Annotated in this window: 12 protein-coding genes and 2 rRNA genes; 11 read left to right on the top strand and 3 right to left on the bottom strand. The window is 66.5% G+C overall.

Annotated features, from left to right (window positions below; translation table 11 throughout):
- The 5 genes from BO221_RS34700 to BO221_RS34680 form a co-directional block, all read left to right on the top strand.
- Positions 1 to 2,196: ribosomal RNA gene (locus tag BO221_RS34700) — 23S ribosomal RNA — on the top strand; the annotation flags it as partial.
- Positions 2,197 to 2,360: 164 nt separating this feature from the next.
- Positions 2,361 to 2,477 (top strand): 5S ribosomal RNA (gene rrf / locus BO221_RS34695).
- A 333-nt stretch (positions 2,478 to 2,810) separates the two neighbouring features.
- The gene (locus BO221_RS34690) at positions 2,811 to 5,630 is read left to right on the top strand and encodes a serine/threonine-protein kinase (RefSeq protein WP_073565129.1); all 2,820 of its coding nucleotides are present in this window, start codon (positions 2,811 to 2,813) and stop codon (positions 5,628 to 5,630) included.
- 98 nt (positions 5,631 to 5,728) lie between these two features.
- Positions 5,729 to 7,102, top strand: a complete 1,374-nt coding sequence (locus tag BO221_RS34685) for a KamA family radical SAM protein (RefSeq protein WP_073565128.1) — start codon at positions 5,729 to 5,731, stop codon at positions 7,100 to 7,102.
- Positions 7,102 to 8,313 (top strand): KamA family radical SAM protein, encoded by a 1,212-nt coding sequence (locus BO221_RS34680; protein WP_083681798.1) that lies wholly within the window; start codon positions 7,102 to 7,104, stop codon positions 8,311 to 8,313. Before BO221_RS34685 ends, BO221_RS34680 begins: the two co-directional genes overlap by 1 nt.
- Positions 8,314 to 8,323: 10 nt before the next feature.
- Here the strand turns inward: BO221_RS34680 and BO221_RS34675 are convergent, their stop codons facing one another.
- From BO221_RS34675 to BO221_RS34665, 3 genes are all read right to left on the bottom strand, one after another.
- Positions 8,324 to 8,848, bottom strand: coding sequence for a hypothetical protein (locus tag BO221_RS34675; RefSeq protein WP_073565127.1), 525 nt, complete (start codon positions 8,846 to 8,848; stop codon positions 8,324 to 8,326).
- A 191-nt stretch (positions 8,849 to 9,039) separates the two neighbouring features.
- Positions 9,040 to 9,363 carry a hypothetical protein gene (locus tag BO221_RS34670; RefSeq protein ID WP_073565126.1) on the bottom strand — a complete coding sequence of 108 codons (324 nt, stop codon included), beginning with the start codon at positions 9,361 to 9,363 and terminating at the stop codon, positions 9,040 to 9,042.
- A 40-nt stretch (positions 9,364 to 9,403) separates the two neighbouring features.
- Positions 9,404 to 9,943 carry a hypothetical protein gene (locus BO221_RS34665; RefSeq protein ID WP_143195855.1) on the bottom strand — a complete coding sequence of 180 codons (540 nt, stop codon included), beginning with the start codon at positions 9,941 to 9,943 and terminating at the stop codon, positions 9,404 to 9,406.
- Positions 9,944 to 10,014: 71 nt separating this feature from the next.
- Between BO221_RS34665 and BO221_RS34660 the strand changes: the two genes are divergently transcribed.
- The 6 genes from BO221_RS34660 to secF all read left to right on the top strand — a co-directional run bounded on the left by BO221_RS34660 (position 10,015) and on the right by secF (position 17,038).
- Complete coding sequence (locus tag BO221_RS34660) at positions 10,015 to 11,121, top strand: SpoIID/LytB domain-containing protein (protein ID WP_073565124.1); 1,107 nt, start codon at positions 10,015 to 10,017, stop codon at positions 11,119 to 11,121.
- Positions 11,122 to 11,170: 49 nt separating this feature from the next.
- A complete protein-coding gene (queA, locus tag BO221_RS34655; protein ID WP_073565123.1) occupies positions 11,171 to 12,256 on the top strand; it encodes a tRNA preQ1(34) S-adenosylmethionine ribosyltransferase-isomerase QueA in 1,086 nt (361 codons plus the stop codon).
- A gap of 13 nt (positions 12,257 to 12,269) precedes the next feature.
- Positions 12,270 to 13,454, top strand: coding sequence for a tRNA guanosine(34) transglycosylase Tgt (tgt, locus tag BO221_RS34650; protein WP_043388829.1), 1,185 nt, complete (start codon positions 12,270 to 12,272; stop codon positions 13,452 to 13,454).
- Between the two features lie 274 nt (positions 13,455 to 13,728).
- A complete protein-coding gene (gene yajC, locus BO221_RS34645) occupies positions 13,729 to 14,082 on the top strand; it encodes a preprotein translocase subunit YajC (RefSeq protein ID WP_073565122.1) in 354 nt (117 codons plus the stop codon).
- Positions 14,082 to 15,854, top strand: a complete 1,773-nt coding sequence (gene secD / locus BO221_RS34640; protein ID WP_073565121.1) for a protein translocase subunit SecD — start codon at positions 14,082 to 14,084, stop codon at positions 15,852 to 15,854. Before yajC ends, secD begins: the two co-directional genes overlap by 1 nt.
- Before the next feature lie 20 nt (positions 15,855 to 15,874).
- Positions 15,875 to 17,038, top strand: a complete 1,164-nt coding sequence (secF, locus tag BO221_RS34635; protein WP_073565120.1) for a protein translocase subunit SecF — start codon at positions 15,875 to 15,877, stop codon at positions 17,036 to 17,038.
- Positions 17,039 to 17,081 lie beyond the last annotated feature (43 nt).

Raw genomic sequence — 17,081 nt, 5'->3', positions numbered from 1 at the left:
TCATGGAGGACCGAACTCATGAAAGTTGAAAATTTCTGGGATGAGCTGTGTGTAGGGGTGAAAGGCCAATCAAACTCCGTGATAGCTGGTTCTCCCCGAAAGATATTTAGGTATCGTCTTGGGTAATTCAATACTGGAGGTAGAGCACTGGAACGGCTAGGGGTCTCACCAGATTACCAAACCGTACCAAACTCCGAATGCCAGTAATTGTTAGCCCGGGAAGCAGTCAGTGGGTGATAACGTCCATTGGCAAGAGGGGAATAACCCAGACCGACAGCTAAGGCCCCCAAGTCTAGTCTAAGTGAACACTAGAAAGGATGTGGCAGGTCATTGACAACCAGGAGGTTGGCTTAGAAGCAGCCATCCTTTAAAGAAAGCGTAATAGCTCACTGGTCGAGACAGGCCGCGCCGAAAATGTAACGGGGCTCAAGACTAGCGCCGAAGCTTCGGATTGCATGCGCCTGGCGCATGCAGTGGTAGGGGAGCGTTGCAACTACGGCGAAGGTGGACCGCAAGGGCCGCTGGAGTGGTTGCGAGTGCTGATGCCGAAATGAGTAGCGATAAAGGGGGTGAGAAACCCCCTCGCCGTAAACCCAAGGTTTCCTGGGTCAAGTTAATCTTCCCAGGGTTAGCCGGAACCTAAGCCGAGGCCGAAAGGCGTAGGTGATGGAAAGCAGGTTAATATTCCTGCGCCATCTTGTAGACGTTGAACCGAGGAAGGACGGAGAAAGCTAGACGAGCTGGCCGGTGGTTGTGCCAGTCCAAAGGCGTAGGGGTGTCGCGTACGATGAAAAGGCGCGGCAGTCATCCCCGAGACCCCATGGCGTCCCGCAAGGGATTAGTCGTTGATGCTCGGCTTCCAAGAAAAGTTCCGCGGGGAGTCTACAGGGTGTCCGTACCGCAAACCGACACAGGTGGGTGAGGAGAAAATCCTAAGGCGCTTGAGAGAACTCTCCTCCAAGGAACTAGGCAAATTTCCACCGTAACTTCGGAAGAAGGTGGGCCTCTGGTAGGTGTAGGCGTACAGCTGAAGCCGAGAGAGGTTGCAGAGAAATGGCGGTAGCGACTGTTTACCAAAAACACAGGACTCTGCGAAGGCAAGAAGCCGACGTATAGGGTCTGACTCCTGCCCGGTGCTGGAAGGTTAAGGGGATTCGTCAGCCGCAAGGCGAAGCGATGATCCGAAGCCCCAGTAAACGGCGGCCGTAACTATAACGGTCCTAAGGTAGCGAAATTCCTTGTCGGGTAAGTTCCGACCTGCACGAATGGAGTAACGACTTCCGCACTGTCTCGGAGAGGGACTCAGCGAAATTGAAATAGCTGTGCCGATGCAGTTTACCCGCAGCAAGACGGAAAGACCCCGTGAACCTTTACTACAACTTGACAGTGACACTAGGGTTCGACTGTGTAGGATAGGTGGGAGCCTTTGAAGCCGGGCCGCTAGGTTCGGTGGAGGCAACGGTGAAATACCACCCTGTCGGATTCTGGTGTCTAACCATGCTCCTTAAGCGGGAGTTGGGACACTGTCTGGTGGGTAGTTTGACTGGGGCGGTCGCCTCCCAAAACGTAACGGAGGCGCGCGATGGTTCCCTCAGCCCGATTGGAAACCGGGCGTCGAGTGCAATGGCATAAGGGAGCTTGACTGCGAGACCGACAGGTCGAGCAGGTGCGAAAGCAGGTCATAGTGATCCGGTGGTCCTGAATGGAAGGGCCATCGCTCAACGGATAAAAGGTACTCCGGGGATAACAGGCTTATCTCCCCCAAGAGTTCACATCGACGGGGAGGTTTGGCACCTCGATGTCGGCTCATCGCATCCTGGGGCTGGAGCAGGTCCCAAGGGTTTGGCTGTTCGCCAATTAAAGCGGTACGCGAGCTGGGTTCAAAACGTCGTGAGACAGTTTGGTCCCTATCTGCTGTGGGCGTAGGATACTTGAGAGGCTCTGACCTTAGTACGAGAGGACCGGGTTGGAGACACCGCTGGTGTACCAGTTGTCTCGCCAGAGGCATCGCTGGGTAGCCATGTGTCGATTGGATAACCGCTGAAAGCATCTAAGCGGGAAACCGACCTCAAGAACAGGTATCCCGGGCGCAAGCCCCTGAAGACCCGTCGAAGACTACGACGTTGATAGGCCGGGTGTGTAAGCGCGGTAACGCGTTGAGCTAACCGGTACTAATTGGTCGTGCGGCTTACTGACCTCAATCTCTCACGAGCTCCACCCCACCGGGGAGGGAGTAGGGGATTCGAGGCCAAGGTCGAGGCCCTGAGCGCGCTCCAAAGCAGCGCCGGGCCCGGAAGAAGGCACCAGCTTCTCTGAAGCAGAATTGAAAACTACCCTTTGTATGCACGAGTCACTCAGTTTCCGGTGGCAATGTCGGAGGGGTCCCACCCGTTCCCATCCCGAACACGGAAGTTAAGCCCTCCAGAGCCGATGGTACTCCGCGGGAAACCGCGCGGGAGAGTAGGTCGCTGCCGGATTTTTTTTGAAGGCCCCGAGTCCTCACAATACGTGAGGACTCGGGGCCTTCGCCTTTGCGGGCTGCTGCTCGAGGTGTCGTGCTGCATTATCGCGCCTGGTCCGTAAGGCTCGCCGAGAGGGGCCAGGTTCAGCGATCGTCCGCCGCTCTCCCGGCAGACCTCTCGAGGTGGCTTGGATGGCTCAAGTGGCTGGAACTCTTGAGGAATCCGCCATCCGGGGTGGTTTGACTCCCCGTCCGTGCTCCGTCTAAAGTCCCGAGTTCGTCCGGTTTTCCACCCACTGCTCTCCTCCGAGTGGAGCTGTGGCCTTCCGGGTGCGGGCGGATCCACGCAATGAAGAAGCCGACCTCATTTGGGAAGTACCTCCTCCTCGAGCGCATCAACGTTGGCGGCATGGCGGAGGTCTTCACGGCCAAGGCCTTCGGCGTCGAGGGGTTCGAGCGGATCCTCGCTATCAAGAAGATCCTCCCGACGATGGCGGAGGATGAAGAGTTCATCACGATGTTCATCGATGAAGCGCGGATCAGCGTCGAGCTGAACCACGCCAACGTCGTGCGCATCGACGAGCTCGGCAAGCACGAGGACACCTTCTTCATCGCCATGGAGTACGTGGCCGGGCGCGATCTGCGCACGCTCCTGGAGCGCTACAGGCGGCGCAAGGAGATCATGCCCACCGCCCAGGCCGTCTTCATCGCCTCGAAGATGTGCGAGGGCCTCGACTACGCGCACCGCAAGAAGGATGCGCGCGGGCAGGACCTGGGCATCATCCACCGCGACGTCTCTCCGCAAAACATCCTCATCTCGTACGAAGGCGAGGTGAAGATCATCGACTTCGGTATCGCCAAGGCGGCGAACCGGTCGCAGAAGACGCAGGCCGGCATTCTCAAGGGCAAGTTCGGCTACATGAGCCCGGAGCAGGTCCGCGGCCTGCCCATCGATCGCCGCAGCGATGTCTTCGCCGTGGGCGTCATCCTCTACGAGATGCTGACGGGCGAGCGGCTCTTCGTCGGCGAGTCGGATTTCTCCACCCTGGAGAAGGTCCGCAACGCCGACGTACCCATGCCCCGGCAGTTCAATCCCAACATCCCGGCGGGGCTCGAGAAGGTCCTGATGAAGGGCCTCGCCCGGGATGTGGAGGATCGCTACCAGTGGGCGTCGGATCTCCAGGAGGATCTGATGCGCTTCCTGCTGGCCGGCGACGCGATCTACTCGTCCAAGCACCTCTCGGCCTACATGAAGGAGGCCTTCGCCGAGGACATCGTCCGCGAGGCCGAGAAGATGGAGCGCTACGCCTCCATCGAGCGCCCGGAACAGATCGAGGTCACGGGCGTCACGGGAGAACTGTCCCCCCGCTCGTCACGCCGGCAGCAGTCCCTCCCCGCGATGCCGGTGCCCGGCCGCTCTCCCACTGCTCCCGCCCAGCCCGCGGTGAGCAGCGGCTATGTGCCTCCCCCGACCGATGAAGAGTTGGCCGAGCTCGATGGCGCGGGAGACAAGACGCAGATCTTCGATCCGTCCCTCGTGGTCCCTCGACCGGGTGCCTCCGATGAGGCTTCTTCGAGCGTGCTGGTCGACGACAGCCTGACGGGTGAGACGAGCTACCCTCCAGAAGAAGAGGCCTCGCCGCCCTCCGCTCGCGGCCGTGGTGGCAGGCAGCAGGTGGTTATCGGCGACGGGGAAGGAGAGGGCTACGCGGGTGCGACCGTCGTCGGACCTGCTCCGACGGCACGTCCAGCTTCCGAGCCCGAGGAGTCCAATGCCACCCGTGTCGGCCAGGTTGAATCGGGAAGCACCATGCTCAGCCCGATGCCCACCGGGCATCGCAGGCGGCTGACCCGGGAGCAGGAGCGGCAGGACTCCTCTCACGACGAGCCCGAGCAGGACGAGCAGCACCTGTCCGAGGACGCTCAGGACGAGTATGGCGAGCAGCACTCGCCGGGTGAGGTGGACGATCCCCAGGAGGAGGAGACCACCGGCCCTGTCGCCATTCCGGAGGGGGCCGAGGAGGCCGAAGAGGCTGAAGCGCCCGTTCCGCAGAAGTCGAAGCCCACGCCCCCGAAGACGGCTCCTCGTGCCGTCCTGGCCGGCAAGAAGCTGCCTCCCAAGGCCGTTATCGGCATCGCCGCGGGCGCCGTGCTGCTCCTCGTGCTCCTGGGCGTCGTGCTGTTCTCCGGACCGAATACCGGCAGCGTGATGATCTCCATCCAGCCCGCTCAGGGCGCGGAGGTCCGGATCGACGGGCAACTGGTCGCGCAGAACCAGGTCATCGAGCTCGTCGAGGGCGTTCACAAGCTGACCGCCACCGCCCCGGGTCATCTGCCCGCGGCGCAGTCCGTCACCGTCACCAAGGGCCAGCGCGCCGAGGTGCTGCGCGTGACGCTGGAGGCCGAGCCGCCCCCCGATCAGCCCGAGAAGCCCGCCGCGACCGGCACAGAGGTCGCCAGCGCCACGGGGACTGGAACCGGGACCGGCACAGGGACTGGCACCGGGGCGGAGACTCCGTCCGACTCCCAGACCGAGCCGAGTGCTCCCACGCAGGAGCCAGCCCCGCAGACCGCGTCCGCGACGGGTTCCACTCCGGAGCAGGGGACTGGCACTCCGCCCGCGGCCGTGGAGCCGCCCAAGCCCACCACGTTCGCGGCCGTGTTCGTGGGGGATTCTGGCGCGGAGATCGAGGTGGCCGGCAAGCGCGTGGGTAAGACGCCCGACGTGAAGCTCGCCGACCTCACCATTGGCAAGACCTACACCTTCACCGTCACGCGCGCCGGCTACAAGCGCTACACCGGCAAGTTCAGCTCCGAGGGCGAGACGGAGGTGGAGGTCCCCTTCGAGCTCCAGAAGGAGGAGCCCGCCCCCGAGCGCACCGAGCGCCCCGTTGTCAGGCAGCCCGCCCCCGAGAAGACCACCCGCACGGCTCCCCGCTCCGTGGCCAAGGGCAAGCTGGCTTGCAGCTCCCGTCCTCCCGGTGCGCAGATCTGGGTGGACGGCAAGAACACCGGCCGTCAGACCCCTGTGGCACTTGGTAATCCGCTGCTCCTGCCAGTGGGCAGCCGCACCGTCGTCTTCAAGCTCGGCGGCAAACAGAGCAAGCCCCAGAAGGTCACCATCTCCGAGGGGGATGTGGCCAAGCTCATCAACGTCCCCCTCGAATAGTCACGCACTGGTTGCCCTCTTTCCATTGTTGGGTAAAGAGGGACCTCCATCCGGGTGCCCGCTTTCCGGGCCCTGGTTCCCTTTCAAGGTGGATCGCCATGACGACGACGCCCATCCGCGGCAAGCCCGCCTCGGCCGGACCCGCGCAGCAGCCCTTCTCCTATCCGCTCCGCCGTGAGTTCGTGGAGCCCGACTGGCGCCGTCTCCCCGGCTACAAGGACGTCTCCCAGGCCGAGTGGGAGAGCTCCGTCTGGCAGCGCAAGCACACCGTCAAGAACCTCAAGGAGCTCAAGGCCGCCCTCGGCCACTTCCTGCCGGATGATCTCCTGGCCAGCATGGAGCGCGACCAGCAGGAGCGGGCGACGATGTCCATCCTCGTCCCGCCCCAGATGCTCAACACCATGGACGAGACGGACCTGTGGAACGACCCGGTCCGCCGTTACATGCTGCCCGCCTTCGACGACCGCCACCCCGAGTGGCCCAATCACCCCAAGGCCAGCCGCGACAGCCTCCACGAGGCCGATATGTGGGCCGTGGAAGGTCTCACCCACCGCTACCCCACCAAGGTGCTGGCGGAGATGCTCCCCACCTGCCCCCAGTACTGCGGCCACTGCACCCGCATGGACCTCGTGGGCAATGACGTCCCCCAGGTCCAGAAGCACCGCTTCAATCTCGGCCAGAAAGAGCGCTACGAGCAGATGCTCGACTACCTGCGCCGGACGCCCACCGTCCGCGATGTGGTCGTCAGCGGCGGTGATATCGCCAACCTCCCCATCCAGTCCCTCGAGCCCTTCGTCAGCGCCCTGCTCGACATCCCCAACATCCGCGACATCCGCCTGGCCTCCAAGGGCCTCATGGCCATCCCCCAGCACTTCCTCCAGGACTCCGTCCTCCAGGGGATGGAACGGCTCGCCAAGAAGGCCAACGAGCGCGGCGTGGACCTCGCGCTCCACACCCACGTCAACAACGCCCGCCAGCTCACCCCCCTCGTGGGCAAGGCCGTTCGCAAGCTGCTCGACATGGGCTTCCGCGACGTGCGCAACCAGGGCGTCCTCCTGCGCGGCGTCAACAGCACCCCCAAGGATCTCCTCGAGCTGTGCTTCACCCTGCTCGATCACGCGAAGATCCTCCCGTACTACTTCTACATGTGCGACATGATCCCCAACTCGGAGCACTGGCGGCTCAGCGTGGCCGAGGCCCAGCAGCTCCAGCACGACATCATGGGGTACATGCCCGGCTTCGCCACCCCGCGCATCGTCTGCGACGTGCCCTTCGTCGGGAAGCGGTGGATCCACCAGGTCGCCGAGTACGACAAGGAGCGCGGCATCTCCTACTGGACCAAGAACTACCGCACCGGCATCGAGGGCAACGACCCCGACGCCCTCTCGCGCAAGTACGAGTACTTCGATCCGATCTACACGCTGCCCGAGTCCGGTCAGCAGTGGTGGCGTGAGCAGGCCAAGGCGGCGTGATGCTCCCCCCACCGCCGCCCTCCAAGGGCGCCCCCGTGCGTCCGGCCTCCGAGGCCGGGCGCCGCTCCCTCTTTCCCGACGCCACCGACGCCGAGTGGTCCGATTGGCGCTGGCATCAGCGCCACGCCGTACGCAGCCTCGCGCAGCTGGAGAAGTACGTCTCCCTCACCCCCGACGAGCTCGTCGGCGTGCAGGAGACCTCCGAGCTGTTCCGTATCGGCATCAGCCCGTACTACCTGTCCCTCATCGATCGCGACCATCCGTTCTGCCCCATCCGGATGCAGTCCATCCCCGTTCGCGCCGAGGCTCGCATCCGCCCCGGTGAGCTCGAGGACCCACTCGGCGAGGACAAGACCCGGCCCGAAGAGGCCATCGTCCACAAGTACCCGGACCGCGTCCTCTTCCTCGCGCTCGATACCTGCTCCGTCTACTGCCGCCACTGCACCCGCCGCCGCATCACCAAGGGCGGCGAGGCCGAGCTCACCAAGGAGCAGATGCGCCGCGGCCTCGAGTACATCCGCAACCACCCCGAGGTGCGCGATGTCCTCATCTCCGGCGGAGATCCGTTCCTCCTCTCCGAGGAGCGGCTGGAGGCGCTGCTCGCCCCCCTCCACGAGATTCCCCACGTGGAGATGGTGCGCATTGGCACCCGCGTGCCCGTGTGCCTGCCCATGCGCGTCACCGACTCGCTGGCCCGGCTCCTGCGCCGCTACGCCCCCGTCTACGTCGTCACCCACTTCAACCACCCGAAGGAAGTGACCCCCGAGGCCCGTGAGGCCTGCGAGCGGCTCGTGGACCACGGCGTCCCCGTGGAGAACCAGGCCGTCCTCATGCGCCAGCTCAACTCGGATGCCCGCATCATCCGCGAGCTCTCCCACGCCCTGCTGCGCATCCGCGTCCGCCCCTACTACCTCCACCAGATGGACGTGGCTCAGGGCTGCGAGCACCTGCGCACCCCCATCTCCAAGGGCATGGAGATCATCCAGCAGCTGCGCGGCCACACCACCGGGCTCGCCGTTCCCCACCTCGCCGTGGACCTCCCCGGCGGCGGTGGCAAGGTGACCCTCCAGCCCGATTATGTGCTGGAGCGCGGCGAGCACGAGACCGTCTTCCGCAACTACAAGGGCGAGCGCTACCTCTACCCCGAGCCCGAGCAGACCGACTGCTCCTGCCCATACGACTCCGTCTGGCAGGCCCGGCGCTGGGGGTAGGGCAGGGCGCTCACTCCTTCACGGTCGGCTCGGATGGCTCGGACGGAGTTTCCTCTCCCGCCGGCAGGCCGTGTTCCACCACCGGCGGTGCTCCCTCCTGCTCGTCCAGCATCACCGGGTTGTCCTCGTTGAACCCTTCCTGGATCTGGATCTCCCCGGGCTCCTTGCCCTGCGGGGATCTGGCCGACGCCGCCGCCTTCTCCTTCTCCTGCAGCGCCTTCTCCGCCGCCGCGACCTGCTCGTTCTGCTTCGGGCCCATCCGCGCCGACTGGCGCGCGTAGTCCTTCGGCGAGACGCCGTGCTCGTCCATCACCTTCTGCACCGCCTCCTGCTGCTCCCGGATCATCTCCCGGCGCTCGGAGTTGCTCATCTCGGAGGACTTCTTGTTCCCGTGCGCCGCGTTCACCTTGTCCACCGCCGCCTTCTCGGCTCGGCGGATGCGCGCCATCTGCTCGGGCGTGAGATCTCCCGCCAACGCGAGGTTCGGTGTCATGAGCCAGGTCGACAGCAACAGCACGGACAGACGGCGGGACATGGGCACTCCTGGATGGGCCCTTCCATCGTATGGGAGGTCCGGGGTCCGCGGGTAATCCGGTGGGGCACCGGGAGTCGAGTCCACGGGGTGAACCCGGGAGACGGATACCCTCACCCCGACCCTCTCCCGGAGGGCGAGGGAGGAGTCGGCACAGTGGGTTGGTGTTGGCGTGGTGGGGTGGGGGTTGTGCTTTAGCGGTTCCGGCAGCGTGTGCAACCGTCCGTCTTCTCCGCGCAGGACTCCCTTGCCCTCGCGCATCGGGGCGGCAGATCCGTTCGAGCCGGATGGCGGGACACCACCCCGCACAGGGCCTCCGCTACGTCGCACGTCTGCGTGGCCAGGGTGCATTGGTCCGCACAGGACAGCTCTCCCGCCGCTCCCCGGGCCCGCAGCTCCTCGAGCCGCGCTTCGTAGGTGGTCAGTTGATCATCGTCCGAGCCGGCTACCCGGGTGTCCACCTGCTTGGGACAACCCATGAGCGCCAGCGTGAGCAGGGCAAGGTTCGCGATGCGCATCCCCCTCCCTTATGCCCCACCACCCCCTCCGTCCAGGGCCTCAGCGCTCCATGGACCGCGGTTGGACACGCCGCTCCGGCGTCTCCTCGGCGCGGTTGCAATACAGGAACGCCGTCAGCACCAGCAGCGCCGCCACCGCCAGCTTCCTCAGCCACTCCTCCCTCTGTCCCTTCTGTGACTCCTCCTGCTCGCGTTCGGCCGCCTCGAGCGCCGCCGAGACCTCCCTCCCCATCGCCCGCAGTCTCCGGCACAGCTCCACCGTCCCCGTCAGCGCCCCAGGCACCGCCGCCGTCTCTCGCTCCAGCGCCTCGGCCAGCGCTCGCGCCCAGACGTCCTCCTCCACGTCATTCTCCGGCTCCCGGCACGGCAGGGCCGCCGCCCGGGTCAGCGCCAGCCCCGCTCGTAGCAGGTGCACGCAGAAGGCCTCCGGCGTGATGCCGTAGAAGAGCGCGCTCTCCCGCATCGAGCGGTCCTGGACCAGCCGCGTCATGAGGAAGGCCGTCTGGCGATACGGCAGCGCTCTCAACGCCGCAACGAGCTCGGCGGCCGACAGGTGGGAGACGTCAGGGGGAGGGGACACGCAGGCCTCATTCTCCGTCATCCGCCGGCCGATTTCTTGAGCCACGTGCACCACCCCCTACACTTGTGGCCATGTTGCGTCCTGTTGCACTCCTCCTGCTCCTGCTCTCGCCCCTCCACGCCCTCGCCGTGGAGACCATGCGCATCGCCATGGGCGACTCCCAGAGCCAGGTGCGCGTGAGTGGCAAGGCCCTCTCCTTCGGCTCCGATTCCGAGGACGCCCGCTTTACTTCCCTCGACCAGGACAGCGCCGTCGTGCGCCGCCGTGGCTCCCGGCTGGAGCTCAATGGCGCTCCCGTCATGGGCACCGCCGTCCGCTTCCGCGCCGGACTGGATGCCCGCGATGCCGGTGTCCCCGGCTCCTCGCCCCTCCGCGCCGGTGACATGCAGGTCCGCGGGGATGTCGTGGTGCGCCTCTACAAGGACGGCCTCCAGCTCATCAACGTCATCCCCCTCGAGGACTACCTCGCCGCCGTGCTCGGCAGCGAGATGCCCGTCTCCTTTCCCCCCGAGGCCCTCAAGGCGCAGGCCGTGGCCGCTCGCACCTACGCCCTCCAGAAGAAGCTCGAGACCTACGGCAGCCCCTTCCACATGGGCAGCAGCGTGCTCCACCAGGTCTACGGCGGCGTCAATCGCGAGGACCCGCGCTCCCTCGCCGCCGTCCAGGCCACCCGCGGCGAGGTGATCACCTACGAGCTCGCCCCCATCGAGGCCTACTTCCATGCCTCCTGCGGCGGCCGCACCGAGTCCGGCCAGGATGCCCTCCAGCGCAATCTCCCCTACCTGCGGGCCGTGGACTGTCCGTGCGGCAGCCTCCCCGCCAGCCGTTGGAGCGCCACCGTCTCCGACTCGGAGCTGCAGGCCGCCCTCGGCCAGTCCACCGAGGGCTTCCATGTCACCTCCCGCACCGCCACCGAGCGGGTGAACCGGGTGGCTACCTCGGGAGGCCTCTCGCTCGATGGGGCGGCGTTCCGGCGCAAGCTCGGCTATACGAAGCTCAAGAGCCTCGAGTTCGACGTGGAGCGCTCCGGCGGCAGCTGGCACTTCACCGGCCGCGGCTATGGCCACGGCGCCGGCTTCTGCCAGTGGGGGGCCAAGGCGCTCGCCGACGAGGGCCTCACCTACCGCGACATCCTCCTGCACTACTACCCGGGGACCGAGCTCCAGCAGCTCTACTGACACATCCCGTTTCGTCGAGGCGCCCGGGCTGTTACAAGCGCCTCCTCCCGTGTCCTCCCTGCTCTCCGACTACGACTTCGAACTCCCCGAGGCGCAGATCGCCCAGGCCCCCCTCGCGTCCCGAGATGCCTCCCGCCTCCTGGTGGTGAGCCGCTCCTCGGGCGCCCGGGAGCACCGCCACTTCTCCGGCCTGACCGGCCTGCTGCGCGAGGGCGACCTGCTCGTCGTCAACGACGCCCGTGTCATCCCCGCCCGCCTGCTCGGGAGCAAGGCCGGCACCGGCGGCCGCGTGGAGCTGCTCGTCGTCCGTCCGTCGGCCCCCACGCTCACCTCGCAGGCCCTCGGCGGCGCCACCGAGGCGCTCGAGTGGATCTGCCTCGGCCAGGCCTCCAAGGGCCTCAAGCCCGGCGCCCGCGTCTCCTTCCCCGAGGGTCTGGAGGCCGAGGTGCTGGAGGCGCTCGGAGGAGGGGAGTACCGGGTGCGCTTCCACGCCGCGCCGGGCACCTCGCTCGCCGAGCTGCTGGACAAGGCCGGCCGCCTGCCCCTGCCGCCCTACATCACCCGGGCCCCCGAGGCCGCGGACGCCGAGCGCTACCAGACCGTGTATGCACGGGCCTCGGGCGCGGTGGCCGCTCCCACCGCGGGGCTGCACTTCACCCAGGCCACCTTCGAGGCCCTGGCGGCCCGGGGCATCCACCGCGTCGAGGTGACGCTCGACGTGGGGCCCGGCACCTTCCTCCCCGTGCGCGAGGAGAACCTCGAGAAGCACCACATGCACCCGGAGCGCTACTTCGTCCCCGAGGCCACCGCCCAGGCGGTGAATGCCGCGAAGGCCGAGGGCCGCCGGGTGGTGGCGGTGGGCACCACCGTGGTGCGCACCCTCGAGTCGGCCACGGACCCGGACTCGGGCGCCCTGCGCGCCGGCACGGGCGAGACGACCCTCTTCATCCGCCCCGGCTTCCGCTTCCGGCAGGTGGACGTGCTGCTCACCAACTTCCACCTCCCGCGCTCCACGCTGGTGGTGCTGGTGAGCGCGCTGCTCGGCCGCGAGCGGACCCTGGATGCCTACCGGGAGGCGGTCGCCGCCGGCTACCGGTTCTTCTCGTACGGCGACGCGATGTTGGTGACGGAGTAGGAGACACGACGCAATGGGAGAGCCGCGCAAGGAGAAGGGTGACACCCGGGTCCCACCGAGTCTGGTGCGCTACGAGCTGCTGCACGAGGACGCCTCGGGCTCGCGCGCGCGCCGGGGGCGCCTGCACACCCCCCACGGTCTCATCGAGACGCCCATCTTCATGCCCGTGGGCACCGTGGGCAGCGTCAAGGGCGTGGGCCCGGATGATCTGCTCACGCTCGATGCTCAAATCATCCTCGGCAACACCTACCACCTGATGCTCCGGCCCGGAGACGACCTGGTGGGGGAGATGGGCGGCCTGCACCGCTTCATCTCCTGGGACCGCCCCATGCTCACCGACAGCGGCGGCTTCCAGGTCTTCAGCCTCGCCGAGAAGCGCAAAATCACCGAGGAGGGCGCCGCCTTCCAGTCGCACCTGGACGGGCGCCACATCCTCCTGACGCCCGAGCGCTCCATCGAGATTCAAGAGACGCTCGGCGCCGACATCATCATGGCCTTCGACGAGTGCCCGCCCTCCACCGAGGACCGGGCCTACCTGGAGAAGTCCCTGGCGCGCACCACGCGCTGGCTCCAGCGGTGCGTGAAGGCCTGGAGCCGCGAGCGCTCCTCGCTCTTCGGCATCGTCCAGGGCGGCCTCGACAAGAACCTGCGCAAGTCCCACGCCGAGGACGTGTGCGCGGTGGACCTGCCCGGTTACGCGCTCGGCGGCTACTCCGTAGGGGAAACCCCCGAGGCCATGCACGAGGGCGTGGCCTTCTCCGCTCCGCTGCTCCCTCGGGACAAACCGCGCTACCTCATGGGGGTGGGCACGCCGGTGGACCTGGTCACCTGCGTGGAGCACGGGGTGGACATGTTCGACTGCGTGCTGCCCACCCGTTGCGCCCGCAACGGTCTGCTCTTCACCTCCGAGGGCAAGGTCGTCATCCGCAACGCCACCTACGCCAAGGATCCCCGGCCCGCGGACCCCGCCTGCTCCTGCTACACCTGCCGCAACTTCAGCCGCGCCTACCTGCGCCACCTCTTCGTGGCGGGGGAAATCCTGGCCATGCGGCTCAACACCCTCCACAACCTCCATTACTTCCTCAACCTCATGAAGGACGTGCGCCAGGCCATCGCCGAGGACCGGTACACCGCCTTCGCCCGGGACTTCCGCGACAAGGCCCGGGCCCAGGAGTCCGAGCGCACCCGCTCGAAGTAGGTGCCCTCGGTACATACCGGCGGCCATCCAGACGGCCGGTGCCTGGGGTCCGCCGGGGTCTCTCCAGCGTGCCGGACGGCACCTCCTCGCCGTGCCGCGCAAGGACAGGAGGGAGGCAAACGGGCTTGACGCAAGACGGAAAGGCCGGGGCCTCCGCGCCGTTCACTTGCCCGGGGTGTGTGCCTGCTGCTAAGAGGCCCCCCTTTCCGGTTTGTCCGTTGTCCAGTGGTGGACGGCGGCGTGGGCGGAACCCTCTCTCGAGACGAGGCGGTTTGTGGCAGACAGCTTTCTGATCCTGGCCCAGGCGGCGGGCGGCCAGAGCCCGGTGCCCAGCATCGTGCTCTTCATCGGCCTGTTCGTGATCATGTACTTCGTGATGATCCGGCCGCAGCAGAAGCAGCTCAAGGCGCACCGCGAGCTCGTCTCCGGGCTGAAGAAGGGCGATGAGGTCATCACCCAGGGCGGGATGATCGGGCGCATCTACCTGGTGTCAGAGCGTGAGGTCACGCTCGAGGTCGCCAATGGGGTGCGCATCCGCGTGCTCAAGACTTCCGTGGCCGGCAGGTATGCGACGGCGGGTGAGCCCGCCGCTGCCGCCAAGACCGAAGATAAGAAGGAGGAGAAGTAATGGATCGCGGCTGGTACTGGAGGCTGGGCCTGGTCATCGGCGTGACGCTGCTGACCGTGTGGCTCCTCGTCCCCTCCTATTATTCGCTGTTCGTGCTCGACAGGGCTGACCGCAACAACCTCGCCCTGCTCGAGGAGCGGATGCCCAAGTGGGCTCCCCCCGCCAAGTACCGCATCAACCTGGGACTGGACCTCCAGGGCGGTATCCACATGGTGATGCGGGTGGATACCAAGACGGCGCTGCAGAAGCGCACCGAGCGCCGGGGTGATCAGATCGCCCGCTACATCAACACCGACAAGCAGCTGGGCCAGGTGACCGTGAACACGGATCCCGAGGCCCTGCGCCTGTCGCTGACGGCCGCGGAGCCGAACACCATGGACGCCATCGAGAAGGAGGTGCTCGCCACCTTCACCGATTTCGTCAAGGTGTCGCGCGATGGCGCCACGCTGGTGCTCGCCCCGGACGAGGGCCAGGTGAACCGCTTCCGCGAGGAGTCCGTGGACCAGGCGATGCTCGTCATCCGCCGCCGCATCGACAAGTGGGGCGTGGCCGAAGTGGACGTGCGCAAGCTGGGCACCGACGCCATCCAGATCTCCCTGCCGGGCCGCAGCGACCCGGAGCAGGCCAAGGAGCTGGTGGGCACCACCGCGCAGCTCGAGTTCCGCATGGTGGATGACACCACCGACTTCTTCCGGCAGACCTTCACCCAGACGCCGCCGCCCGAGGGCAGCAACATCACCCTGGACACCGCCGAAGGCTTCCCCCAGCTGGTGGGCCCCAACCGTGAGGCGCTGCTGGAGTACGTGCAGCCCAAGGCGCCCGCGGATCGTCAGGTGCTGCTCGAGTGCATCCCCAGCGCGACCCGGAAGGGCGTGTGCGACAGCTACCGCACCTACCTGGTGGAGAAGGAAGTGCCGCTCACCGGCGAGAGCCTGACGGGCGCGGATGCCTCGCTCAGCCAGCTCAACGAGCCGGAGGTGAACGTCAGCTTCGACGCGGCCGGCGCTCGCGAGTTCGAGCTGCTCACCGAGAAGGGCACCGGCCGGCGCATGGCGATCGTCCTGGACGACTACGTGCAGTCCGCCCCGCGCATCAACGAGCGCATCGGTGGTGGCCGCGCCCGCATCACCATGGGCCGCTCGGGTGGCCGTCCCCTGGACGTGTGGCTGGCGGATGCCCAGACGCTGGCGCTGGCCCTCAAGGCGGGCGCGCTGCCGGCGCCGGTGACCACCGGTGAGATCCGCCAGGTGGGTGCCTCGCTGGGTGACGAGCTCATCCGCAAGGGCAGCCTGGCCGCCACGGTGGGCCTGCTGCTCGTCATCGTCTTCATGGTCATCTACTACAAGATCTCGGGCCTCATCGCCGACATCGCGCTGGCGCTCAACGGCCTGCTCATCCTGGCCGGCCTGGCGCTCTTCAACGCCACGCTCACCCTGCCGGGCATCGCCGCCTTCGCGCTGACCCTGGGCGTCGCGGTGGATGCCAACGTGCTCATCAACGAGCGCATCCGCGAGGAGCTCGCCCATGGCAAGACGGTGCGCATGGCGGTGGAGCAGGGCTACGACCGGGCCTTCTGGACCATCTTCGACGCCCACGTCACCGCACTCATCGCCGGCTTCATCCTCTTCTTCACGGGAACGGGCCCGGTGCGCGGCTTCGCCACCACGATGATCATCGGCCTGCTGGCCTCGCTCTTCACGTCCATCCTCGTGACGCGCGTCTTCATGAACTACTTGGTCCACGGCCGTAACGCCCAGACGCTGTCCGTCTAGCAGGCCCCGGGGAACAGCAGATGCAAATCCTCAAGAACCAGACGAACATCGACTTCATCGGCAAGCGCAAGCCGGCCATCTTCATCTCCACGGTGCTCAACCTGATCATCCTGGTGAGCATCGCCGTGTGGGGCTTCAACCTCGGCGTGGACTTCGCCGGCGGTACGGTGGTCGAGGTGAAGTTCAACCACGACATCAACGCGGCGGACGTGCGCAAGCGCGCCGAGGCGGGCGGGCTGCCCGACGTGTCGGTGCAGAGCATCGGCGCGGCCGGGGAGAACTCGTTCCTCCTGCGGCTGGGTGGCGTCACCCAGCTCACCGAGGAGAGCGCGGTCAAGGCCCAGGACGCCATCAAGGCGCTGGGTCCGGTGAAGAGCATCTACCCGGACCTGGCCAACGGCATCATCAACCTGCGCTCCGAGCAGGCGCTCACCGCCGAGCAGCTGAGCAAGGCGGTGGAGGGCTCGGGCACGGGCGTGGAAGAGGTGCGTGAGCTGGGCCAGGCGCAGGCCGGTGGCTTCGACTACCAGATCGTCGCCAGCGGCATGGCGGACCGCATCCGCGCCGCGCTGATGACGGGTGTGCAGGCGCCGGACTTCGAGATGCGCCGCGTGGAGTACGTGGGTCCGCAGGTCGGCAAGCAGCTGCGCAACCGCGGCGTCGCGGCGCTGCTGTACTCGATGATCGCCATCCTCATCTACGTGGCGTTCCGGTTCGACTTCAAGTTCGGCCCGGGCGCGCTGCTCGCCATGCTCCACGACGTGGTGATGGTGGCCGGCTTCTACCTGTTCAGCCGCGCCGAGTTCGGCCTCACCGCCATCGCCGCGCTGCTCACCATCGTGGGCTACTCGGTCAACGACACCATCGTCATCTACGACCGCATCCGCGAGGACATGGCCAAGTTCAAGGGCAAGCCGTTCGCCGAGGTGATCAACATCGCCATCAACGACACCCTGGGCCGCACCATCCTCACCTCCGGCACCACGGCCCTCTCCCTCATCGGCCTCCTCATCTTCGGCGTGGGAGAGATCCGCGACTTCGCCTGGGCGATGCTCGTGGGCATCATCGTGGGCACGTACTCGACCATCTACATCGCCAGCCCGCTCACCATCTGGCTGGATGAGCGCGAGGCCGCCCGCCAGGCCCGTGAGAAGGCCCGTCTGGACCAGCCCAAGACGGCCTGAGCCACGGCGGACCGTTCAACCCGAGGCCCTCGTGCTCCGCGCT

The sequence above is a fragment of the Archangium sp. Cb G35 genome (assembly GCF_001896145.1).
Lineage (GTDB): Bacteria > Myxococcota > Myxococcia > Myxococcales > Myxococcaceae > Archangium > Archangium violaceum.
This window is presented reverse-complemented; position numbering and strand designations above follow the sequence as displayed.